At 70.5% G+C, this 20,834-nt stretch carries 19 protein-coding genes and 1 pseudogene; 12 read left to right on the plus strand and 8 right to left on the minus strand.

What is annotated here, in order from left to right; genetic code table 11:
- Window positions 1-8: 8 nt before the first annotated feature.
- The 4 genes from ACIQI8_RS24775 to ACIQI8_RS24790 all read left to right on the plus strand — a co-directional run bounded on the left by ACIQI8_RS24775 (window position 9) and on the right by ACIQI8_RS24790 (window position 4,996).
- On the plus strand, window positions 9-1,451 hold the full coding sequence (locus ACIQI8_RS24775; protein ID WP_402355968.1) for an amino acid permease: 1,443 nt from the start codon (window positions 9-11) through the stop codon (window positions 1,449-1,451).
- Between the two features lie 35 nt (window positions 1,452-1,486).
- On the plus strand, window positions 1,487-2,506 hold the full coding sequence (locus ACIQI8_RS24780; RefSeq protein ID WP_402354593.1) for an asparaginase: 1,020 nt from the start codon (window positions 1,487-1,489) through the stop codon (window positions 2,504-2,506).
- Window positions 2,507-2,611: 105 nt separating this feature from the next.
- Window positions 2,612-4,027 carry an aspartate ammonia-lyase gene (aspA, locus tag ACIQI8_RS24785; protein ID WP_402354595.1) on the plus strand — a complete coding sequence of 472 codons (1,416 nt, stop codon included), beginning with the start codon at window positions 2,612-2,614 and terminating at the stop codon, window positions 4,025-4,027.
- A gap of 36 nt (window positions 4,028-4,063) precedes the next feature.
- Entirely contained in the window at window positions 4,064-4,996 is a 933-nt protein-coding gene (locus ACIQI8_RS24790) for a glutaminase (RefSeq protein ID WP_402355971.1), read from the plus strand.
- A 34-nt stretch (window positions 4,997-5,030) separates the two neighbouring features.
- On the opposite strand, the gene ACIQI8_RS24795 is transcribed toward ACIQI8_RS24790, so the two are convergent.
- Window positions 5,031-5,807, minus strand: coding sequence for an alpha/beta fold hydrolase (locus ACIQI8_RS24795; RefSeq protein WP_402354597.1), 777 nt, complete (start codon window positions 5,805-5,807; stop codon window positions 5,031-5,033).
- Window positions 5,808-5,977: 170 nt separating this feature from the next.
- Between ACIQI8_RS24795 and mptB the strand changes: the two genes are divergently transcribed.
- A complete protein-coding gene (gene mptB, locus ACIQI8_RS24800) occupies window positions 5,978-7,372 on the plus strand; it encodes a polyprenol phosphomannose-dependent alpha 1,6 mannosyltransferase MptB (RefSeq protein WP_402354599.1) in 1,395 nt (464 codons plus the stop codon).
- The gene (locus ACIQI8_RS24805) at window positions 7,369-8,751 is read left to right on the plus strand and encodes a glycosyltransferase 87 family protein (RefSeq protein WP_402354601.1); all 1,383 of its coding nucleotides are present in this window, start codon (window positions 7,369-7,371) and stop codon (window positions 8,749-8,751) included. Before mptB ends, ACIQI8_RS24805 begins: the two co-directional genes overlap by 4 nt.
- Before the next feature lie 83 nt (window positions 8,752-8,834).
- On the opposite strand, the pseudogene ACIQI8_RS24810 reads toward ACIQI8_RS24805, so the two are convergent.
- From ACIQI8_RS24810 to ACIQI8_RS24830, 5 genes and pseudogenes are all read right to left on the minus strand, one after another.
- Window positions 8,835-9,746: pseudogene (locus ACIQI8_RS24810) on the minus strand (D-alanyl-D-alanine carboxypeptidase family protein); the annotation flags it as partial.
- Between the two features lie 43 nt (window positions 9,747-9,789).
- Entirely contained in the window at window positions 9,790-10,932 is a 1,143-nt protein-coding gene (gene rho, locus ACIQI8_RS24815; protein WP_402354602.1) for a transcription termination factor Rho, read from the minus strand.
- A 276-nt stretch (window positions 10,933-11,208) separates the two neighbouring features.
- Complete coding sequence (locus tag ACIQI8_RS24820; RefSeq protein WP_402354604.1) at window positions 11,209-12,036, minus strand: class I SAM-dependent methyltransferase; 828 nt, start codon at window positions 12,034-12,036, stop codon at window positions 11,209-11,211.
- Window positions 12,037-12,187: 151 nt separating this feature from the next.
- Window positions 12,188-12,955: an NPP1 family protein gene (locus ACIQI8_RS24825; protein ID WP_402354606.1), complete on the minus strand. Its 768-nt coding sequence runs from the start codon at window positions 12,953-12,955 to the stop codon at window positions 12,188-12,190.
- 27 nt (window positions 12,956-12,982) lie between these two features.
- A complete protein-coding gene (locus ACIQI8_RS24830; RefSeq protein ID WP_402355974.1) occupies window positions 12,983-14,044 on the minus strand; it encodes a glycoside hydrolase family 19 protein in 1,062 nt (353 codons plus the stop codon).
- Window positions 14,045-14,322: 278 nt separating this feature from the next.
- Here ACIQI8_RS24830 and ACIQI8_RS24835 point away from each other — a divergent pair, with 278 nt between their 5' ends.
- Together ACIQI8_RS24835 and ACIQI8_RS24840 are read left to right on the plus strand one after the other, a co-directional pair.
- Window positions 14,323-14,832: an SRPBCC family protein gene (locus ACIQI8_RS24835; RefSeq protein ID WP_402354608.1), complete on the plus strand. Its 510-nt coding sequence runs from the start codon at window positions 14,323-14,325 to the stop codon at window positions 14,830-14,832.
- Complete coding sequence (locus tag ACIQI8_RS24840; RefSeq protein WP_402354610.1) at window positions 14,832-15,890, plus strand: LLM class flavin-dependent oxidoreductase; 1,059 nt, start codon at window positions 14,832-14,834, stop codon at window positions 15,888-15,890. Before ACIQI8_RS24835 ends, ACIQI8_RS24840 begins: the two co-directional genes overlap by 1 nt.
- Before the next feature lie 81 nt (window positions 15,891-15,971).
- Here ACIQI8_RS24840 and ACIQI8_RS24845 read toward each other — a convergent pair whose 3' ends face one another.
- On the minus strand, window positions 15,972-16,838 hold the full coding sequence (locus tag ACIQI8_RS24845) for an oxidoreductase (RefSeq protein WP_402355977.1): 867 nt from the start codon (window positions 16,836-16,838) through the stop codon (window positions 15,972-15,974).
- A 254-nt stretch (window positions 16,839-17,092) separates the two neighbouring features.
- Here ACIQI8_RS24845 and ACIQI8_RS24850 point away from each other — a divergent pair, with 254 nt between their 5' ends.
- The 3 genes from ACIQI8_RS24850 to ACIQI8_RS24860 are packed head-to-tail and all read left to right on the plus strand — an operon-like array spanning window position 17,093 to window position 19,437.
- Window positions 17,093-17,812: an SgcJ/EcaC family oxidoreductase gene (locus ACIQI8_RS24850; protein WP_402354612.1), complete on the plus strand. Its 720-nt coding sequence runs from the start codon at window positions 17,093-17,095 to the stop codon at window positions 17,810-17,812.
- Between the two features lie 5 nt (window positions 17,813-17,817).
- Window positions 17,818-18,096 (plus strand): YciI family protein, encoded by a 279-nt coding sequence (locus tag ACIQI8_RS24855; protein WP_402354615.1) that lies wholly within the window; start codon window positions 17,818-17,820, stop codon window positions 18,094-18,096.
- 60 nt (window positions 18,097-18,156) lie between these two features.
- Window positions 18,157-19,437: an RNA polymerase sigma factor gene (locus ACIQI8_RS24860; protein WP_402354617.1), complete on the plus strand. Its 1,281-nt coding sequence runs from the start codon at window positions 18,157-18,159 to the stop codon at window positions 19,435-19,437.
- 74 nt (window positions 19,438-19,511) lie between these two features.
- Here ACIQI8_RS24860 and ACIQI8_RS24865 read toward each other — a convergent pair whose 3' ends face one another.
- A complete protein-coding gene (locus ACIQI8_RS24865; RefSeq protein WP_402354619.1) occupies window positions 19,512-19,910 on the minus strand; it encodes a nuclear transport factor 2 family protein in 399 nt (132 codons plus the stop codon).
- A gap of 101 nt (window positions 19,911-20,011) precedes the next feature.
- Here ACIQI8_RS24865 and ACIQI8_RS24870 point away from each other — a divergent pair, with 101 nt between their 5' ends.
- Window positions 20,012-20,743 (plus strand): methyltransferase domain-containing protein, encoded by a 732-nt coding sequence (locus tag ACIQI8_RS24870; RefSeq protein WP_402354621.1) that lies wholly within the window; start codon window positions 20,012-20,014, stop codon window positions 20,741-20,743.
- Window positions 20,744-20,834: the final 91 nt, after the last annotated feature.

Consider the following 20,834-nt stretch of genomic DNA (forward strand, 5'->3'; position numbering starts at 1 on the left):
AGCAGTCCTTGAGCGAGCAGTCCCTGTACGACGGCGTGCAGAAACGTTCCGGCCATGTCGACGCCGGAGACGAGGGCTACAGCAAGACCCTCAAGTCCCGGCACATCAACATGATCGCCATCGGCGGCGCGATCGGCACCGGCCTCTTCCTCGGCGCCGGCGGACGCCTCGCCGACGCGGGCCCCTCCCTGTTCGTCGCCTACGCGGTCTGCGGCCTCTTCGCCTTCCTGGTCGTACGCGCGCTGGGCGAACTCGTCCTGTACCGCCCCTCGTCCGGCGCCTTCGTGTCGTACGCCCGCGAGTTCCTCGGTGAGAAGGGCGCCTACGTCGCCGGCTGGATGTACTTCCTGAACTGGGCCACCACCGGCATCGCCGACATCACCGCGGTCGCCGTCTACACCCACTACTGGGGCATGTTCTCCGACATCCCGCAGTGGGTGATCGCCCTGATCGCGCTCGCCGTCGTCCTCACCGTGAACCTCGTCTCGGTGCGCATGTTCGGCGAGATGGAGTTCTGGTTCGCCATCGTCAAGGTGGGCGCGCTCGTGGCGTTCATGTTGATCGGCATCTTCCTGCTGGTCACCCAGCACCAGGTCGACGGCCACAACCCGGGCCCGGCGCTGATCGCCGACAACGGCGGTATCTTCCCGAGCGGCGTCCTGCCGATGCTCCTGGTCATCCAGGGCGTCGTCTTCGCCTACGCCTCCGTGGAACTGGTCGGCGTCGCCGCGGGCGAGACCGAGAACCCCGAGCAGATCATGCCGAAGGCGATCAACTCGATCATGTGGCGCGTAGGCCTCTTCTACGTCGGCTCGGTCGTCCTGCTCTCGATGCTGCTGCCCTGGAACAAGTACAGCGCCGGCCAGAGCCCCTTCGTGACCGTGCTGTCCAACATCGGCGTCCCCGCGGCCGGCGGTGTGATGAACCTCGTCGTCCTCACCGCGGCCATGTCCTCGCTCAACTCCGGCCTGTACTCCACGGGCCGCATCCTGCGCTCCATGGCGGTCAACGGCTCCGCGCCGAAGTTCACCGCCCGCATGAGCCGAACGCAGGTCCCGTACGGCGGGATTCTCCTGACCAGCGGTATGTGTGTCCTCGGCGTGGCCCTCAACTTCGTCGTCCCCGCTGACGCGTTCGAGATCGTGCTCAACTTCGCCGCGATCGGCATCCTCTCCACCTGGGGCATGATCATGCTCTGTCACCTGCTCTTCTGGCAGAAGACCCAGAAGGGCGAACTGTCCCGCCCCGACTACCGACTTCCGGGCTCCCCCTGGACCGAACTGGTGACGCTGGCCTTCCTCGCCTCCGTCCTGGTCCTCATGTACGCCGACGGAGGCGTGGGCCGCACCACCGTGCTGTGCCTGCCGTTGATCGTCGGAGCGCTGGTCGGCGGATGGTTCGGCATCCGCGGCCGGATCGCGGGCGCGGCCTCCACCGGGGCCGACGCGTGACCCTCGCCCCCCTTCCCTCAGACAAGCAGGCAGTGATGCACAGCAGTTCCGTCGCGGACCCACCCCTGATCCGCGAGCCCCTCCACGCCCCCGTCGCCCACCTCATACGTGGCGGGATCGTGGAGGGCATCCACTACGGTTCCGTCCTCGTCCTCGGCACCGACGGCAAGGTGCAGTTCCAACTCGGCGACATCGAGGCCGCGTTCTACCCCCGCTCGGCGCTCAAGCCCGTCCAGGCGGTCGCCCTGGTCCGGGTCGGGCTCCCCCTCGACGGCGATCTCCTCTCGCTCACCGCGGCGAGCCACTCGGGTGAGGAACGGCACCTCGACGGTGCCCGGCGGATCCTCGAACTCGCCGGGCTCACCGAGCACGATCTGCGCAACGTGCCCGACCTGCCCTACGACCCGGCGGTCCGGGACGAGTGGGTGCGCGCGGGGCGGCCGGCCTCCCGGCTCGCCCAGAACTGCTCCGGCAAGCACGCGGCCATGCTCTACGCCTGCCGGCTCAACGGCTGGTCCCTGGACGACTGTCTCGATCCCGGGCATCCGCTGCAGCAGGCGATCGCGGAGATCGTCGAGGATCTCAGCGGGCAGCGGATCGCTCGGGTGACGGTGGACGGGTGCGGGGCGCCGCTGTTCTCCGTCTCGCTGTACGGGCTTGCTCGCGCGGTGGCTCGTATCGCCACGGCGGTGCCGGGTACGCCCGAGGCGCGGGTCGCCGACGCGATGCGCCTGCATCCCGAGATGGTGTCCGGTGCGGGGCGGGACGTGGCGCGGTTGATGCGGGCCGTGCCGGGGCTTCTCGCCAAGGACGGGTTCGAGGGTGTTCAGGTCGCTGCCTTGCCTGATGGGCGGGCCGTTGCCGTGAAGATTGCCGATGGGGCGAATCGGGCGCGGGTTCCGGTTGCGGCGGCGGCGCTTGCCCGTGCCGGGGTTGATCCGGGGCTGCTCACGGAGTTTGCGGGGGAGGCGTTGCTCGGGGGCGGCGAACCGGTGGGTTGTGTGCGGGTCGCGCGTTCGTTGGACCCGGTGTCGCCGTTGTCCGCGTGTGCCTAGATCGGCTGGGGGGATCTGCGGGTCCGATGTGGCTGGTCGCGCGGTTCCCCGCGCCCCTGACGGGGCGCTGCACTTGACCCCCTTTGAAAGAGGACCAATACCCTCATGAACCTCGTCAGCCGTCGCGAACACGATCTGCTCGGAGACCGGGACGTTCCCGTCGATGCCTACTGGGGTGTTCACACCCTGCGGGCGACGGAGAACTTCCCCATCACCGGTACGCCGATCTCCGCCTACCCCCATCTGATCGACGCCCTCGCCGCCGTCAAGGAGGCCGCCGCTCTCGCCAATGAGGAGCTCGGGTTGCTGGCGCCCGAGAAGGCCGCCGCGATCGTCGCCGCCAGTCGGGAGATTCGGGACGGCGAGCTGCATGAGCAGTTCGTCGTGGATGTCGTGCAGGGCGGGGCGGGGACCTCGACCAACATGAACGCCAACGAGGTTGTCGCCAACCGGGCGCTGGAGTTTCTGGGGTACGCCAAGGGCGAGTATCAGCACCTGCACCCCAATGAGGACGTCAACCTCGGTCAGTCGACCAATGACGTGTATCCGACCGCGGTCAAGATAGCGACGGTCTTCGCTGTGCATGGACTGCTCGAGTCGATGTCCGTACTGCAGGACTCGTTCGCCCGGAAGGCCGTCGAGTTCCGTGATGTGCTCAAGATGGGCCGTACACAGTTGCAGGACGCGGTGCCCATGACGCTCGGTCAAGAGTTCTCGGCGTATGCCGTCATGATTGACGAGGATCGTCAACGTCTTGATGAGGCCGTCCAGTTGATCCATGAGATCAACCTGGGTGCCACGGCCATCGGGACAGGGCTCAACGCTCCCGCCGGATATGCCGAGGCCGCGCGTCGGCATCTGGCCGAGATCACCGGGCTGCCGCTCGTCACCGCGGCCAACCTGGTCGAGGCCACGCAGGACTGCGGTGCGTTCGTGCAGATGTCGGGTGTGCTCAAGCGGGTCGCCGTGAAGCTGTCCAAGAGCTGCAACGACCTGCGGCTGCTGTCGTCGGGGCCGCGCGCCGGGCTCGGGGAGATCAACCTGCCGCCTGTTCAGGCCGGTTCGAGCATCATGCCCGGCAAGGTCAATCCGGTGATCCCCGAGGTCGTCAACCAGGTCGCCTTCGAGGTGATCGGCAACGACGTCACCATCACCATGGCCGCCGAGGCCGGACAGCTTCAGCTCAACGCCTTCGAGCCGATCATCCTGCACTCCCTGTCGGAGAGCATCACGCATCTACGGGCCGCCTGTCTGACACTGGCCGAGCGGTGCGTGGACGGGATCACGGCGAACACCGAGGCGCTGCGGGCGAGTGTGGAGAACTCGATCGGGCTGGTGACCGCTCTCAACCCGTACATCGGGTACACGGCCGCCACCGACATCGCCAAGGAGGCCCTGGTCACCGGCCGGGGAGTCGCCGAACTGGTCCTGGAGAAGGGCCTGTTGCCCGCCCAGACCCTCGCCGACCTGCTGCGGCCCGAGGTCGTCGCGGGCAGCGGCAGCGGTTCCTCTCCTGCCTGACCTGCGGATGCGCGCCCCGACCGGCACGAAGGCACAATAGTGATCATGACGTCGTCGCTGACCTTCGCGCCGGTCCTGGAGCGCATCGCCGAGGAGATGGAGCGGACACCCGGCCGCGGCCGGCCCGCCGACTACATCCCGGCGCTCGCGGCCTGCGACCCGCGCCGCTTCGGCATGGCGGTCGCGGAGCTGGACGGCACGGTGTACGGCGTGGGGGACTGGCGCGAGCCGTTCTCCACGCAGTCCATCACCAAGGTTTTCACTCTCGCCCTCGACCTGGCCCGCGAGGGCGACGAACTCTGGGAGCACGTGGGCCGCGAGCCCTCCGGCAACCCCTTCAACTCCCTGGTCCAGCTGGAGTACGAGAACGGCATCCCGCGCAACCCGTTCATCAACGCGGGCGCGCTCGTCGTCACCGACCGCCTCCAGACCCGTACCGGAGACGCGTCGGGCGAACTGCTCACCTTTCTGCGCACCGAGAGCGGGAACCCGAACCTCGACTTCGACCTGGAAGTCGCCGCCTCCGAGTCGGCGAACGGGGACCGCAATGCCGCACTCGCCCACTTCATGGCCTCGTACGGCAACATCGACAACCCGGTGCCGGTCCTGCTGGAGGAGTACTTCCGGCAGTGCTCGGTGCGGGCCTCCTGCGCCGACCTCGCCCTCGCCGCCGGCTTCCTGGCCCGGCACGGCAGCCGCGCCGACGGCACCCGGCTGCTCACCCTCACGCAGGCCAAGCAGGTGAACGCGGTGATGCTGACCTGCGGGACGTACGACGCGGCGGGCGAGTTCGCCTACCGGGTCGGGCTGCCCGGCAAGAGCGGTGTCGGCGGCGGCATCATCGCGATCGTGCCCGGCCGGTGCACGTTGTGCGTGTGGAGCCCGGGGCTCGACGAACGCGGCAACTCCGTGGCGGGCGTGGCGGCCCTGGACCGCTTCACGACGTTGACCGGGGTCTCGGTGTTCTGACGGTTCGGGGCCGCCGCTGAGGGCCGCCTTCGTTCTACTCGGCGTCCGCGTCCAGGAACGCGCCCAGCATCGGCAGCAGCAGGGTCGCCTGGCGCATCAGGCTCATGTGCGTGGTGGCGGGGAGGACGGCCAGTTCCGCCCGCGGGATGAGCCGCTGCATCTCCGCCGCGTGCTCGACGCGCACGAAGTCGGTGTCGCCGATGACGAGCAGCGTCGGCGCGGCCACTGTGCGCAGATCGTCGGCGGTCCAGGGCAGCGGAGCGTGCGCCGCGGTCGAGGTCTTGGCGATGAAGTCCTGGAAGTGCTCGGGGTGCGGCGCGACAGCGGCGTACGCGTCGGCCATCTCCTGGAAGTCCGCCTCGCTGGGCAGCCGCGGTGAGCTGTAGTCGGGGATGCGGACGTCCTCGTAGTAGCCGTCCTGCGCGAAGTGGGTGGCGGCCAGGACGAGCCGTCCGACGCGCTCGGGGTGGTCGAGTGCGAGTTGCAGCGCGGTCAGGCCGCCGAGGCTGAAGCCCACGAAGTCCGCCTGCCCGATGCCGAGTTCGTCGAGAAGGGCCACGACGTCGGAGGCCAGGTTCGGCAGCGTGATCGGCCGGTCGGTGTCCGCCGTGTGGCCGTGTCCCTGGAGTTCGGGGGCCACGATCCGGCGCCCCTGAGCGAGTGTGGGCAGCAGCGCCCCGAAGGACAGGTCGACGGTGAGGACGCCGCCGTGCAGCAGCACCAGCGGGCGGCGCGTGCCGTCGTCCTCGCCGTGGGTCTCGTAGTACATCTCCAGGCCGTTGACCTTGGCGTAAGCGGAACTGCTGGGCATCGTCATCACGTCCGTTCTGCAGGTGTCGGATACAAGGAGGACCGGTCGGGTCCAGGAAAGTCATCGGTTCGACGGTGGCATCACACGCCGGTCACACACAGGCCCCCGCCAGGAGAGCGGCATGTCGCCTTCCGGCCATGCGGCGTTGACACGCTTTCCGAGTGTTGGCCATGGCTTTCCCCGTCGATCTCCGCCGCTGTCAGGTCCTCGGCCTGGCCGGGACCGCCTTCCTCGCGTTGGGAGGCGAGACGGCCGGTGCTCTGCCGGTCCAGGATCTGCTCACCCCCGCCAACGTCCGCGTCGCCGTGGGCCTGGTCGGCGTCTACTTCGGCGTCGTCCTGCTGATAGCCGCCTGGGTGCTGCTGGGGCGGCTGGTCCGCGGTACCGAACCGCCCTCCCCACGCGCCCTGTTGCTCGTCCTCGCGGTCTGGGCGGCCCCGCTGCTGCTCGCGCCGCCGCTGTTCAGCCGGGACGTGTACAGCTACCTCGCCCAGGGCGCCATGGTCGACGCCCACATGGACGTGTACGCGCACGGACCCGCCCAGCTCGGCGGTCCGCTCGCCGACGAGGTCGCCCCGCTGTGGCAGCAGACCGGTGCCCCCTACGGTCCGGTCTTCCTCGGCCTCGCCTCCGTGCTGTCCGGACTCACCCGCGGCGAGATACCCGCCGGCCTCTTCGGGATGCGGCTCGTGGCCCTGCTCGGCGTGGCCCTGATGGCCGCCGCGCTGCCCCGCCTCGCCCGGCACAGCGGCGCCGACCCGTCCGCCGCCCTCTGGCTCGGCTGCCTCAACCCGCTCGTGCTGCTGCACCTGATCGCGGGCGCCCACAACGACGCCATCATGCTCGGCCTCCTCGGCATCGGTCTGGTCGCCGCGCTCGGCCGCCGGCCGGTGCTGGGCGCCGTGTTCGTGACGCTCGCCGCGCTGGTGAAGGCGCCCGCCGCGCTCGGGCTCGCCGCGGTCGTCCTGCTCCAGATACGGGCCGGACACAGCCCCGCGAAAGCCACTCTGACGACGGTCCTGGCCGCCGGAGCCACCACTGTCGCCATGACGGCCGCGGCCGGCACCGGATACGGCTGGATAGGCGCCCTCGACACACCGGTCTCCTCGCACAACTGGGCCCTCACCAGCCTTCTGGGCCGCGCCACCCGCGTCCTCCTGGAACACGCCGGCAGCGACCTGGCGCCGCTCGCCGTGCCCGCCTGGCATCTGCTCGGCCTCGCGATCACCGGGGTCCTGATCGCGGCCATATGGTGGCGACTGCGCCCGCGCCCGGTGTACGCGCTCGGCCTCAGCCTCGCCACGGTCGCGGCCTTCGGCCCCGCGATACGCCCCTGGTATGCGCTCTGGGGCCTCTTCCTGATAGCCGCCGCCGCGCCCCCCACCTCCGTACGGCAGCGGGTGGCCGCCGGCACGGGCGTGCTCGCGCTCGCCACCCTGCCGAGTGGAAGCGCCGCCGACACCGGACAGCTGGTCCTCGCGGTCTCCGGCGGTGTGCTGGCCGTCGTCGTCCTGTGGCAGGCCCATCAGGCGGCACAGGCCCCGACCCTGGGACGTACGGCATGAGACAGCCGCGCACCGACCGCGGCAGGGTGCTGCTGGTCCTCGTCCTCGCCGCCGCCGTCGCGGTCTTCACCGCGACCGTCCCGCTGCTGCGCGACTGGTTCGACCTGCGCGTCTACTACGGCGCCGTCAACGGCTGGGTCCACCACGGCGGACGCATCTATGACTACCGCGTGCCCGGCACGGACTACGGCTTCACCTACCCGCCGTTCGCCGCCGTCGGCATGCTTCCCATGGCCCTCGTCGGCCTGCGCACCGCGATCGTGCTGTCGTTCCTGCTCAACCTGGCGGCCCTGGCACTGGTCGTGCACATCGTGACCGAGGGCGCGTGGCGACGCTACGGGTGGTACGGCTGTGCCCTGGGCGCCTGTCTGCTGGCGCTGTTCGAGCCGATCCGGGACACCTTCAGCTTCGGGCAGGTCAACCTGTTGCTCCTGGGGCTCGTCCTCTGGGACGCGTGGCTGCTGCGCACCGGGCGGGGCAACCGGGCCGGCGTCGGCATCGGCCTCGCCGCCGCGATCAAGCTGACGCCCGGGCTCTTCATCGGCCTGCTCCTGCTCGCCCGCCGCCGGCGCGCCGCCGCAATCGCCACGGCGGCCGCGGCCGCGGCCACCGCGCTCGCCGCCTGGGTGGATCCGGGCGCCTCCCGGTTCTACTGGACCGTGGCGCTGTGGGACACCAGCCGGGTGGGCCGCCTCGACTACGTCTCCAACCAGTCGCTGCAGGGCATCCTCGCCCGTCTCGGCATCGAGGGCCGTCCGGTCTGGGGGCTGGCGGTCCTGCTGGTCCTGGGCGTCTGGGCGGTGCGCACCCGGCGGGCGGTCGCCGCCGGCGACTGGACGGCCGCGTTCGCGCTGACCGGGCTGGCCGCGTGCCTGGTCAGCCCGATCACCTGGGTGCACCACCTGGTGTGGCTGCTGCCGGCCTTCGCCGTGCTCATCCGTACAGGGCACCCGCGGATCGCGGGTGCCCTGTACGCGGTGCTGTGCACGAGTGTGGTGTGGCTGTGGTTCCACGACGCGTCCGGCATCGACGGATTCCTCGGCAGCAACACCTACACCTGGATCACGCTCGGCCTGCTCCTGTGGCTGCCGGCCGGTCAGCTCCGCCCCGACCGGACGCCTTTGACGCGACCGCCCCTGAACTGGCCGCCCCTCGCGCGCAGCACCAGCGCCACACCGACCGCGCCCACGGCGGCGGCCCCGGCGACGGCCCAGGTCTCGGCCCAGCCAGGACCGTCGTCCGGCGCGACCGCGACCGCCACCGGCTGGACCTCGGGCCCCGGCCTCGGCCTGACGCGCAGCGCGTCCAGTGAACCCACCGGATCGACCCGCCCGGCCGCGGCGAACCCCCAGTCGAGCAGCTCGCGGGCCTCTTCGTAGACCGCGAATCCACCGCCCGACTGGGGGTTCATCACCGTGGCGACCAGCGTGCGCTCGCGGTGCCTGGCCGCCGCGACGAGCGTGTTGCCCGCGTTGCTGGTGTAGCCGTTCTTGACGCCGATCAGCCCGGGATACGCCTCCACTCCGTCCGCGCCGGTCAGCAGCCGGTTGGTGTTCTGGATCCCGTACGACCAGCCGCCCCCGCCAGGGAAGCGCGCCTCGGCCGTGCCGCAGTACCGCGCGAAGTCCGCGTTGCGCAGTCCTGCCCGCCCGAAGACGGCCAGGTCGTACGCCGACGACACCTGTCCGGGGGTGTCGTAGCCGTCGGGCGAGCGGACGTGGGTGTCGCGGGCGCCGAGAGCGCGGGCCTTGGCCTGCATGCGCACGGCCGTCGTACGCCAGCCGCCGTTGAGGGAGGCGAGGACGTGCACGGCGTCGTTGCCGGAGTTGAGGAAGACCCCGCGCCACAGGTCGGCGATCCGGTACGTGCGGCCCTCGGCGACGCCTACCAGACTGCTGCCCGCGCCGATGCCCGCCAGCTCCTCCTCCTTGACCTTGTGCCGGATGCCGCCGGGCAGGGCGGGCAGCACGGTGAGGGCGAAGAGGGTCTTGAGGGTGCTGGCGGGCGGCAGCCTGCGGTGCGCGTCGTGCGCGGCGAGCACCTCGCCGGTGCGGGCGTCGGCCACCAGCCAGGAGAGCGCGGAGAGGTCCGGGGGGCCGGGGGTTCCACGGTGGGGCCGGGCCTGGGTGCCGGAGCGGTAGAGCAGGGAGGGCTGTACGGCCGCTGCCCCGGGGCCGCCGGGTGGCGCGGGTTCCGCGGTGACGGCTGACGCGAGGGGCGCGAACGCCAGGACGCCCGCCACACAGAGCGCGCAGGTCGTGACCCCGGCCCGGGAAGAGAATCCGATAGTCATACCGGACACCGTAGGAACGCACCTTCTGTCCACCGTGGTGCCTCGGCCGATGGCCACCTGGGAGCAACCCGGATGCCGCATGTCATGGTTTGTGACGCCGAGCTGATCCGGTCGACAGCCGGGGTCAGCCGGTGGGCAGCGTCGGCTGGATGCGACGCAGGAAGGTCGCGTTGTCGGGCGTGTCCCGCATCCGCTCCAGCAGGGTCTCCAGGCCGCCCTGGCCGTCTCGTGTCTGCAGCGCGCGGCGCAGTCCGTGCATGGTGTTCAACTCGGCCGGGGACAGCAGGAGTTCCTCGCGGCGGGTGCCGGACGGGGTGATGTCGACGGCCGGGAAGACGCGCCGGGAGGCGAGCTCGCGGCTCAGCCGCAGCTCCATGTTGCCGGTGCTCTTGAGCTCCTCGAAGAAGTAGTCGTCGGCGCGGGAGCCGGTCTCCACCAGTGCGGTGGCGAGGATCGTGAGCGAACCGCCCTCCTCGGCGAGCCGGGCGGCACCGAAGAACCGCTTGGGGCCGAGCAGCGCGGTCGCGTCGACACCGCCGCTGAGGGTACGGCCACCGGAGGCGGCCGCGTTGTTGTGCGCCCGGCACAGCCGGGTCAGGGAGTCGAGCAGGATGACGACGTCCTCACCGGCCTCGACCAGGCGCTTGGCCCGCTCGATCACCAGCTCGGCGAGTGCGATGTGCTGCTTGGCGGGCCGGTCGAAGGTCGAGGCGTACACCTCGCCGCGCACCGAGCGGCGCATGTCGGTGACCTCCTCGGGACGCTCGTCGAGCAGCACCACCATCAGCCGGGCCTCGGGGTGGTTGCCGGCGACGGCGGCCGCGATCTGCTGGAGCAGCACGGTCTTGCCCGTCTTGGGCGGGGCCACGATCAGCCCGCGCTGGCCCTTGCCGACGGGGGCGATCAGATCGGCGACGCGGCCGGTGAGACCGGACGCGGGGTGTTCGAGCCGCAGCCGCTCCTGCGGGTGCAGCGGGGTGAGATCACGGAAGCTCCGGCGACCGCGCAGTTCGGTGGGTGTGTGCCCGTCGATCCGTACGACCTCGGTCAGGGCGCGTCGGTTGTCGCGCAGGCCTTCGACGAGGTCGCCCTTGCGCAGGCCGTGACGGCGGATCAGGGCGGGGGAGACCGTGGGGTCGGACGGGGAGGGCTGCAGGCTCTCGGCGCGCAGGTGCCCCTTCCCGTTCGTGTCGATGTCCAGGACGCCGAGGGCGACCTGGGTCGTGGGTTCTTGTTTGACCGGGGGGTGTTCGAGTGTGGTGGTCATGATGGTGTGTCCTTTCGAGGACGGCTGGCATGTGGCATGCGAAGGAAGGGGATGCCGCGAAAGGGAAGGCGGACGTGCGCCTTCGGCGGCGAGAGAAACAGCACCTCGGGTACGGCACAGAAATGCCGCTCACGAAGTGGTGCTGGAAAGCCGGTGCGCCGGCCTGGAAACGGCGGGCGGTTCGGCGAACTGAAGGGGAACTGGCACCGGCGCCCGGAAAGGGGCGTACACAAGTGCTAGGAGGACCGTAGCACACGGTCCTCGCGATGTGAGCTGTCAGCGGGTGGCAAGGAGGCCGTACAGGAGCGGAATCCTGGGCTCCGGCAGGCGCCACCAGCCGGAGGCGGTGCGGACCATGTGGGGCCAGCGCGGCCACGGCAGCTCGTCGCTCTCCGTAAGGCGCTGGATCTTCAGTCCTGCCCCCGTCAACGCGTTGATGACCTCGCTTATTCCGTGCATCCACTCATAGCTGTCGGTGGCCCCTTCGAGGGCCGGTCCGTCGGTGTACGTGTGCGTGCCGTCGCGGTGCACGGCGCCGGCGCCGCCGAGGTAGTCGTGGCGCAGCAGCAGCTCGGGGCCCTCGCCCGGGCCCGGCTTCGGGCCGAGCGAGTTGAGCAGCGGGTGGAACTCGCAGATGTACAACCGCCCGCCTGGGCGCAGGAGTTGAGCCATCACATCGGCCCAACGTGTCAGGTCGGGCAAGTAGCACAGCGCGCCCTTGCCGGTGTACACGACGTCGAACTGCCGCCCGTCCAGGGCCTCCACGGCGTCGTACACGTTCGCCCGCACGTATTCGACGTCCAGCCCGGCCTTCGCCGCGATGTCGCGGGCGGCGGCCACCGACGCGGCCGAGAAGTCGAGCCCGGTCGCGCGGGCGCCGCGCTGGGCGAAGGCGATCGTCTCCGTGCCGAGGTGGCACTGGAGATGGAGCACGTCCTGTCCGGCGAGCTCGCCGAGGTCCGCCCACTCGAAGTCGCCGAACCACCGGGCCGGGTCGAGGTCCTGGTCGAGGCCGTAGAAGCGGCTGGCGAGGTGGACGGGTGTACGGGCGTCCCAGTTCGCCTGGTTGGCCCGCATGAACCGGGCCTGCTCGTCGGTGGTCATGACGACCATCCAACCGCAGGTGTCCGGCGGCGCGCCGCATACCAGCCATACGGACCGTGCGATGCCTCTACGCCGCGGAGGGACCGGGGTATTCAACCCCGGCCCCTCCGCATGCCCTTCCGAGGCACGCCTGCCTCAGCTCACGGCTGCCTCACGCGTACGCGTCGAACGGGATCCCTGACGGCTTCGCGTAGTTGAGGTTGTACTGGAAGTCGCCGTCGTCGATCTTGAGCGTCGCAGAGCCGAAGTCGGCGCTCATGAGCTTGTCGCGGAACCCGGCCGGGTAGCCGTTCCAGCCGACCAGGCGCGGGTAGAACCAGTTGCCCGTGGCGTTCTCCGCCGGCTCGTCGTTGCTGTTCGCGAAGCGGAAGCAGTGCGTCGAGACGCCGTCCTTGTGGTACACGATCTTCGGGTGGGTCCCGTCGAACCGGATCGAGGAGGCGGCGGCCGTCGCGTAGCTGCTGTGCTGCGACGCCGACACGTACTTGACCTGGTTGTCGTTGATCCACACGATGACGTGTTCCCAGTCGTGCGTGTGCCCGATCGCGGCCGGACCGAGGGTGGCCTGGTCCTTCTCGAAGTAACTGGCGTACATGACCGCGCACCAGTCGTTGTTGCACTTCTCGCGCGAGTACGTGTTGGCGTTGGCCAGTTGGGCGTAGTCGTGGCAGTGCCCGTTGACGTCGCCGCCGAGCTTCAGGCCGGGGTTGAGCGTGCCGTCGGCGCCGATGGCCGCGGTGGCGTAGCAGCCGTCACCGTCGTAGTCGTAGGCAGGGGAGTAGGTCTGCTCCAGGCCGTCGGCGTTCTGGGGGAGCAGGGTCAGGACGCTTGCGTGGGCACTGGCCGGGATCGCCACGACGAGTGTCATGGCGCCGACCGTGCCGAGGAGGACCTTGGCGAGAGATCTCAACGTGTTCATCTTGCTTCCTTGTCGCGCGTGCGAACGTCAGCAGTAGAGGTTGCTGCCGGGGGTGACTCCGAGGATGGAGGTGATGCGGTTGTAGGCGTCGACGCGGCTTTGGACCTGGGCGGGGTTGCGGCCGTCGCATTCGAGGGAGCCGTTGATGGAGCGGATGGTCTGGCCGAAGCCGGCGCCGTTGATCATGGCGTTGTGGGGGGTCATGGTGCCGGGGCCGGTCTGGGTGTTCCAGTACCACAGGCCGGTCTTCCAGGCGACGGCGGAGTCGTTCTGGACCAGCCAGGGGTTGTTGAGGAGGTCGATGCCCAGGGCGTCGCCGGCGGCTTTGTAGTTGAAGTTCCAGGAGAGCTGGATGGGGCCGCGGCCGTAGTAGGCGGCTTGTCCGGCGGGGCAGCCGTAGGGCTGGCCGGCGTCGCAGTAGTGGGGGTAGTTGGCGGTGTTCTGCTCGACGACGTAGACGAGGCCGCCGGTTTCGTGGCTGACGTTGGCGAGGAAGGCGGCGGCTTCTTGCTTCTTGGTGGTGTCGGAGCCGGTGTTGGCGAAGCCGGGGTAGGCGGAGAGGGCGGCGGTGAGGCCGCTGTAGCTGTAGAAGGAGTTGCGGCTGGGGAAGATCTGGTTGAACTGTGCTTCGCTCACCACGAAGCCGGAGGGGTTGGTGCCGCCGCCTCCGCCGGCGGGGGCGGTCCATTTCTGGTTCGCGGCGCCGGTGCAGGTCCAGATCTGCAGGCGGGTGGTGTTGGCGCTGTTGTTGCCGGTGACGTCGAGGCACTTGTTGGCTTGGGGGTTGACGATGTCGTTGGCGGAGCTGATGGCCCATTGCTGGGCGGCGGTGCCGTTGCAGTCGTAGAGCTGGACGGTGGTGCCGTCCGCGGTGCCGGCGGCGGTGACGTCGAGGCATTTGCCGAGGGCGCGGAGGGTGCCGTCGCCGGGGTTGGACCAGGTTTGTGCGGTGGTGCCGTTGCAGTCGTAGAGCTGGATGGCGGTGCCGTTGGCGGTGTTGGCGCCGGCGACGTCGACGCACTTGCCGGCCAGGCCGGTGATCCGGCCGTCCGCGGCATGGGCCGGCGTGACGCTGAACAACGTTGTCATCGCGGCGACCAGCAGGGCGACGAGAGCGACGACGAGCGCGAGACGGTCGAGGGCGACACGTCTGAAGCGGAACAGGCCGAGGCCGGAGGTGGGCATCACGGATGTCGCTCCTTGGCGGTGAGGGGGGTGGGGGAGAGTCCAAAGGGCACCACTGATGCAACTGGTCCAGACCTTGGCAGGTCCATTCAAGTGCGTCAACACTTAAGGAAAGAAGTGAAGTTGACGAATGGATATCTTGACGGAATGCGTCGAACATCCTGGCGAGGAGGCCGACCGGCATGAAATGGACGGGCGCGCGCTACACCGACAAACCCACCGTCGAGGTGCGAACGTGGATCGACGCCCCGCCCGAACGGGTGTGGGCGCTGGTGTCGGACGTCGGGCTGATGCCGGACCTGAGCGACGAACTCCAGTCGGTGGAATGGCTCGACGGCGCCACCGGAGCGGTGCTCGGTGGGCGGTTCCTCGGCCGCAGCAGGCATGAGGCGCTCGGCGAATGGGCCACCACCTCGTACGTCATCGAGTACGAACCGGGCCGCGTCTTCGCCTGGGCGGTGGAGGATCCCGAGGACCCGTCCGCCGTCTGGCGCTTCCGCCTCCACGCGGGTGACGGCGGCACCGAGCTGTCGGAATGGGTGCAGATGGGTCCCGGCCGTTCCGGACTGTCCGTGGCCATCGCCCGGATGCCGGAGAAGGAGGAGAAGATCGTGTTCGTACGGCTGCGGGAATTCGAGCGGAACATGACGGCCACCCTGGAGCGGATCAAGCGGCTGGCGGAGGCCGGCTGATGCGCGCCGCGACCACCGTCGAGGCCTCCGGCGGCCATGACTGGTCCGAGCCGACCGACTTCGTCGTGGAGGCCGAGAAACTCGGACTCGACGTCTGCTGGGTGGCCGAGGCCTGGGGCTCCGACGCACCCTCCGCCCTCGGCTACTACGCGGCCCGCACCGACCGGATGCTGCTGGGCTCCGGCGTCATCCAGATCGGCACCCGTACCCCGGTGGCCGTCGCGCAGACCGCGATCACGCTGTCCAACCTGTCCGGCGGACGCTTCCTGTTGGGGCTCGGGGCCTCCGGCCCACAGGTCATCGAGGGACTGCACGGCGTCCCGTTCGCCCGGCCGCTGGCCCGGATGCGGGAGACCGTGGAGATCGTGCGTCGCGTCCTCGACGGCGGCAAACTCTCCTACGCCGGCACGGAGTTCCGTATCCCGCTGCCCGACGGCGACGCCGTCCCGATGCGCCTGTCGACACGGGCCGAGCACGCCGTCCCCGTCTACCTCGCGGCTCTGTCACCGGCCATGCTCCGGCTGACCGGTGAGGTCGCCGACGGCTGGCTCGGCACCAGCTTCGTGCCCGAGGGCGCCGCGGACGCCTACTTCGCCCCGCTCGACGAGGGGCTCGCCCGCGGCGGGCGCGAGCGGGCCGACCTGGACGTCTGCCAGGGCGCCGAGGTCGCCTTCGCCCCCGACGAGGACGCCCTCGGCGCGATGGTCACCGGCCGCAAGAAGGAACTCGCGTTCAGTCTCGGCGGTATGGGCTCGGCCTCCACCAACTTCTACAACCGGGCCTACAGCCGCCAGGGTTGGGCCGAGGTGGCCGCCGAGGTGCGCGAGCGCTGGCAGTCCGGCGACCGGGACGGCGCGGCGGCTCTCGTCACCGACGAGATGGTCCTGGGGACCACGCTGATCGGCACCGAGGCGATGGTGCGAGCTCGGCTGCGGGTGTGGCGGGACGCCGGGGTGGACACCGTTCGGTTGTATCCGGCCGGGGAGACCTTGGACGCACGGCTCGCCACGCTGGGGCGGGCGATCGAGTTGGTGCGGGAGGTCGGCGACGGGGCGTGATCCGGCCGGCGTGCCGACCGGAGTGTCCAGGGGGTCACTTCCCGATCGAGTCCGGCCTCCCCATCGCGCCGGGTTTCCCGATCACCTACCGATCGCGTCCAACTCCGCGATCGCGTCCGCCGGGAGCGTCAGTTCGGCCGCCGCAACGTTCTCGCGCAGGTGGGCGACCGAGGACGTACCCGGAATGAGGACGATGGTGGGCGAGTGCTGCAACAGCCAGGCCAGCGCGACCTGTTGGGGCGAGGCGTCGAGGCGGGCGGCGACCGTGGTGAGGGCGTCGTGTTGCAGCGGGGAGAAACCGCCGAGGGGGAAGAAGGGGGCGTAGGCGATGTTCTCGGCCGCGCAGCGGTCGACGAGATCGTCGTCCTTCCGGTTGGCCAGGTTGTAGAGGTTCTGCACGGTCACGACCGGGGCGATGGTCCGGGCCTCGGTGAGCTGGGCGGCGGAGACACCGCTCAGGCCCAAGTGCCGGATGAGCCCGTCCTGTTGGAGCTCCGCGAGAGCGCCGAACCTCTCGGCGATCGACTCGTCCCCGGAGCCTTCCACCGAGCCGAGCCGCAGATTGACGGCGTCGAGGGCGTCGACGCCCAGCCGCCGCAGGTTCTCGTGCACCTGCGCCTTGAGCTGGTGTGGTTCCTGGGCCGGCAGCCACGCGCCCGTGCCGTCGCGGCGCGCGCCCACCTTGGTGACGATCCGCAGGTCCGCCGGGTACGGGTGCAGCGCCTCCTTGATCAGCTCGTTGACGACGTAGGGGCCGTAGAAGTCGCTGGTGTCGATGTGCGTGATGCCCAGCTCGACCGCCTCCCGCAGCACCGCCAGCGCCTGGTCGCGGTCCTTGGGCGGACCGAACACACCCGGGCCCGCCAGCTGCATGGCTCCGTACCCCATACGGCTGAGGATGAGGTCCGGAGCGAGGGTGATCGTTCCGCCGGGAGCTGAGGTGGCCATGGTGGCGCCCTTCGTGTGGTCGTCCGATGCGATCACCACTCTTCTACTCTCGCGGCCGGGCAGGCAGTACCTCCCACTTCCTGGGACCGGCGGTACCAGGAAGCGGTGGCAGGAGGCGGTGGCAGGAACCGGCACCGGTACCGGGGACGCGGCCGCGGAAATTTCTTCAGGATTTTCTTCCGGCACGGTGTCGATTCGCGCCAGTGCCGTTCGTCGGCGGGGTGTAGGAAGCAAGAGATGACCGGGAGGACCCCATGAAGTACATGCTGCTCGTCTGTGGCGACGACACCGCCGACACCTCGGCAGTGGCGCCCGTCGAACCCTGGGTGGAGGAGCTCGGCGACAGCCGCGTACGGCTGCACGGCCACCGCCTCGCGAAGCCCTCCGAGGCCGTCACCGTGCGCGTCCGCGGTGGTGAAGTGCTGCGCACCGACGGGCCGTTCGCGGAGACCAAGGAGTACGTCGCCGGATTCGACGTGCTGGAGTGCGACAGCCTGGAGGAGGCGGTGCGGGCGGCCGCCCGGCACCCCGTGGCGAGCATCGGGGCGATGGAGGTACGTCCCTTCTGGCCGATGGAGGGCGAGGAGGACGGCGAGACGCAGATCCGTCGCCTCGACGCCGAGCTGACCGAGGCGGCCCGTGAACGGGACGTCGAGCGGATGCTGGCCTGCTACGCACCGGACGTCACCGCCTTCCACCTCGCCGACGGCCGGGAACTGCAGGGCCTGGACAGCTTCCGCAAGGTCGTGGAGGACTTCTTCGCGAGCGTGACCGGTCCGGTGACCCGCGAGGTGCTGGACCTGCGCGTCCACGGGGACGAGAGCGTCGCCTTCGCCCACTCCCTCGTACGGATCCGGGCCACGCGCACGGACGGCGAGCCCCAGGACGACGTCCTCCGCGTGACCACCGGCTACCGTGACACCGGCCTGCGCTGGCTGATCACGCACGAGCACGTGTCGCTCCAGGCCGGGTGACGACCGTGAAGTACGTCCTGTTCGTCTGCGCACCGGCGGACGACGAGGAGCCCGTCCGGACGCCGCTCACCGCCCTCCTGCGCCCGCCCTCCGACGCCACGACCGTGCGTGCCCGGGGTGACGAAGTCCTGCTGGACGACGGGCCGTTCGCCCGCACCGAGCAGTACGTCGCGGGTGTCGACCTGATCGAGGCGGCCGACCTCGACGAGGCGATCGCGCTCGCCGCGAAGCACTCCGCGGCCGGCGGGGGCGGGCCGGTCGAGGTGCGGCCGATGCGGGGGTGAGGGACGGTGTCCGACGAGGAGGTGCCTGAAGTGGGGGCGCCCGATGCGGGGGTGCCTGACGTGAAGGCGCCCGACACGCAGGCGACCGACATCGAGGAGGCCGTCGCCGTCGCCTTTCGCGCCGAGTGGGGCCAGGTCGTCGCCACCCTGATCCGGGTGACCGGCGACTGGGACCTCGCCGAGGAGTGCGCGCAGGACGCCTTCGCCCAGGCCCTCGACCGGTGGCGGCGCGACGGAGTGCCGCGCCGCCCCGGCGCCTGGCTGACCACGACCGCCCGCAACCGCGCTCTCGACGTACTGCGGCGGGAGGCGGTCGGGGCGACCAAACTGCGGGAGGTGGCGGTGCTGGCCGGCGACGAACCGTACGACGACAGAACCGGATCGCCGTACGAGGACGACGAGGTGAGCGGTGTCCAGGACGACCGGCTGCGGCTGATCTTCACCTGCTGTCACCCCGCGCTGCCCATCGAGGCGCGGGTCGCCCTGACCCTGCGCACCCTCGCGGGCCTGACCACCCACGAGATCGCCCGCGCCTTCCTCGTGCCGGAGGCGACCATGGCGCAGCGCCTGGTTCGGGCCAAACGCAAGATCCGCAACGCCGGCATCCCCTACCGTGTACCGCCCGCGCATCTGCTGCCCGAGCGCACGGCCGGCGTCCTCGGTGTGCTGTACCTCCTCTTCAACGAGGGCTACACGGCCTCGTCCGGCGCGGAGCTGGTCCGGCGGAACCTGTGCGCCGAGGCCATCCGGCTCGCCCGGGTCCTGGCCCGGCTCATGCCGGACGAGCCGGAGGTGCTCGGCCTGCTCGCGCTCCTGCTGCTGCACGATTCCCGTCGGCACGCGCGCGTGGACGGCGCGGGTGAGCTGATGACCCTGGAGGACCAGGACCGCGGTGCCTGGGACCGTGCCGAGATCGACGAGGGCGCCGCCTTGGTGGAGAGGGCACTGCGCCGGGGCAGTCCTGGGCCGTACCAGATCCAGGCCGCCATCGCCGCCTGCCACACCACCGCCGGTACGGCCGAGGAGACCGACTGGGCCGATATCGCCGCGCTCTACGGCGAGTTGGCCCGCTTCGTGCCCTCCGCCGTGGTCCGCCTCAACCGCGCGGTGGCCGTCGGCATGGCCGAGGGCCCGGAGGCGGGCCTCACCCTGGTCGCGGAACTTGAGCAGGAGGGCGAACTGGCCGACTACCACCTGCTCCCCGCCACCCGCGCCGATCTGCTGCGCCGCGACGGGCGTGTGAAGGAGGCGGCCGAGGCGTACCGGCAGGCGCTGGAGCTGGTGGAGAACGAGGCCGAGCGGCGGTTTCTGGAGAGGCGGCTCGTGGAGTGCGGGGCGTAGGAGGGGTTCGCGGCTCGTAAGGCCTGATCGGTCAGGAACCGTCGAGCGTGTGCGTGATCGGCTGCACCCTGCCGTCAGACGGACCGTGCCTCCGCCTCCTTGGCGATCTCCTCGAACTGGGCACCCATGGCGGCGGCGAGGGCCTGCGCGCCCGACAACGGCCGCACCATGACGGTGAGTTCGTCGATCAGGCCGTTCTCGTCGACGTGGATGAAGTCGCAGCCGGTCAGCTCCCGGTCGCCGACCCGGGCCGCGAAGACCAGGGCGTGGTCGCGGCCGTCGGCCCCGGCGAGCTCGCTCTCGTAGCGGAAGTCCTCGAAGACGCGGCTGACCGCGCGCAGGATCGCCGCGGTGATCGCCCTGCCCGGGTACGGCTTGAAGACGACCGGGCTGGTGAAGACGACGTCCTCGGCCAGCAGCGCCTCGACGGCGTCGAGGTCGCCCGCCTCGACTGCCTCGCGGAACGCGCGCATCGGATCACCCCATAGTCAATTTGTTGAGTAGATGTGGATGAGAGTAGTGAGCCGCCGTCGCGGTGTCCACCGGCACGGTGTGTTCACCTACGCTGATCGGCATGTTCAGCCCTGAGGGACCCAGCCTCCGCGAACTCGCCGTCCAGGCACTGTCCTCCGTCGAACGCGGATACGACCTGCTCGCCCCGAAGTTCGACCACACGCCGTTCCGGACGCCGGACTCCGTGCTGGACGCGGTGGCGGCGGCGCTGAAGCGGACCGGCCCCTACGACACCGGGCTCGATCTGTGTTGCGGCACGGGGGCGGGGATGGAGGTGCTGGCGTCGGTGTGCCGGCAGGGCATCACCGGGGTCGACTTCAGCGGCGGGATGCTGGACGTGGCGCGGCGGGACCTGCGCGGTATCGACGTCCCGGAGGTGAACTGGGTGCGCGCGGACGCCCGTGCGCTGCCCTTCCGGCCCGGCTCCTTCGGTGTGGTGGTGAGCTTCGGGGCGTTCGGGCACTTCCTGCCCTCGGAACTGCCGGGTCTGTTCGTGCAGGTCCACTCCGTGCTGCGGCCGGGCGGCTGCTTCGCGTTCCCGGTCCTGGCCCCGCCCCGGCCCACCTCCCCGGTGTTCTGGATGCTGCTCGGGTTCGACGGGGTGATGCGGGTGCGCAACGCCGTCTGGCGCCCGCCGTTCGTCATGTACTACCGCGCCTTCCGGCTCGGCGAGGTGCGGCGGGAGTTGGAGCACGCCGGATTCACCGTGGACCTGCACGCGCTCCCGGAGTTCGGCGAGCGGAGCGACGGCAGCCCGCGCGTACGGATGGTGGAGGCGCGGAAGCTGCCGTAGGGCGGTCAGCTCGCCGGAGTCCGGGCGGAGCGCAGGTCCGGGGCGCGGGGCTGCATAGGGTCTCGCTCGCCGGAGTCCAGGCGGAGCGCCG

Source organism: Streptomyces sp. NPDC092369, from assembly GCF_044755245.1.
GTDB lineage: Bacteria > Actinomycetota > Actinomycetes > Streptomycetales > Streptomycetaceae > Streptomyces.

Bases quoted from the DNA above. Each gene is read 5' to 3' on its own strand.
- ACIQI8_RS24870 (WP_402354621.1), top strand. From the start codon at position 20,012: ATGTTCAGCCCTGAGGGACCCAGCCTCCGCGAACTCGCCGTCCAGGCA.
- ACIQI8_RS24840 (WP_402354610.1), top strand. From the start codon at position 14,832: ATGCGCGCCGCGACCACCGTCGAGGCCTCCGGCGGCCATGACTGGTCC.
- rho (WP_402354602.1), bottom strand. From the start codon at position 10,932: ATGACCACCACACTCGAACACCCCCCGGTCAAACAAGAACCCACGACC.
- ACIQI8_RS24830 (WP_402355974.1), bottom strand. From the start codon at position 14,044: ATGACAACGTTGTTCAGCGTCACGCCGGCCCATGCCGCGGACGGCCGG.
- ACIQI8_RS24780 (WP_402354593.1), top strand. From the start codon at position 1,487: ATGCACAGCAGTTCCGTCGCGGACCCACCCCTGATCCGCGAGCCCCTC.
- ACIQI8_RS24820 (WP_402354604.1), bottom strand. From the start codon at position 12,036: ATGACCACCGACGAGCAGGCCCGGTTCATGCGGGCCAACCAGGCGAAC.
- ACIQI8_RS24805 (WP_402354601.1), top strand. From the start codon at position 7,369: ATGAGACAGCCGCGCACCGACCGCGGCAGGGTGCTGCTGGTCCTCGTC.
- aspA (WP_402354595.1), top strand. From the start codon at position 2,612: ATGAACCTCGTCAGCCGTCGCGAACACGATCTGCTCGGAGACCGGGAC.
- ACIQI8_RS24825 (WP_402354606.1), bottom strand. From the start codon at position 12,955: ATGAACACGTTGAGATCTCTCGCCAAGGTCCTCCTCGGCACGGTCGGC.
- ACIQI8_RS24835 (WP_402354608.1), top strand. From the start codon at position 14,323: ATGAAATGGACGGGCGCGCGCTACACCGACAAACCCACCGTCGAGGTG.
- ACIQI8_RS24850 (WP_402354612.1), top strand. From the start codon at position 17,093: ATGAAGTACATGCTGCTCGTCTGTGGCGACGACACCGCCGACACCTCG.
- ACIQI8_RS24865 (WP_402354619.1), bottom strand. From the start codon at position 19,910: ATGCGCGCGTTCCGCGAGGCAGTCGAGGCGGGCGACCTCGACGCCGTC.
- ACIQI8_RS24845 (WP_402355977.1), bottom strand. From the start codon at position 16,838: ATGGCCACCTCAGCTCCCGGCGGAACGATCACCCTCGCTCCGGACCTC.
- ACIQI8_RS24795 (WP_402354597.1), bottom strand. From the start codon at position 5,807: ATGCCCAGCAGTTCCGCTTACGCCAAGGTCAACGGCCTGGAGATGTAC.
- mptB (WP_402354599.1), top strand. From the start codon at position 5,978: ATGGCTTTCCCCGTCGATCTCCGCCGCTGTCAGGTCCTCGGCCTGGCC.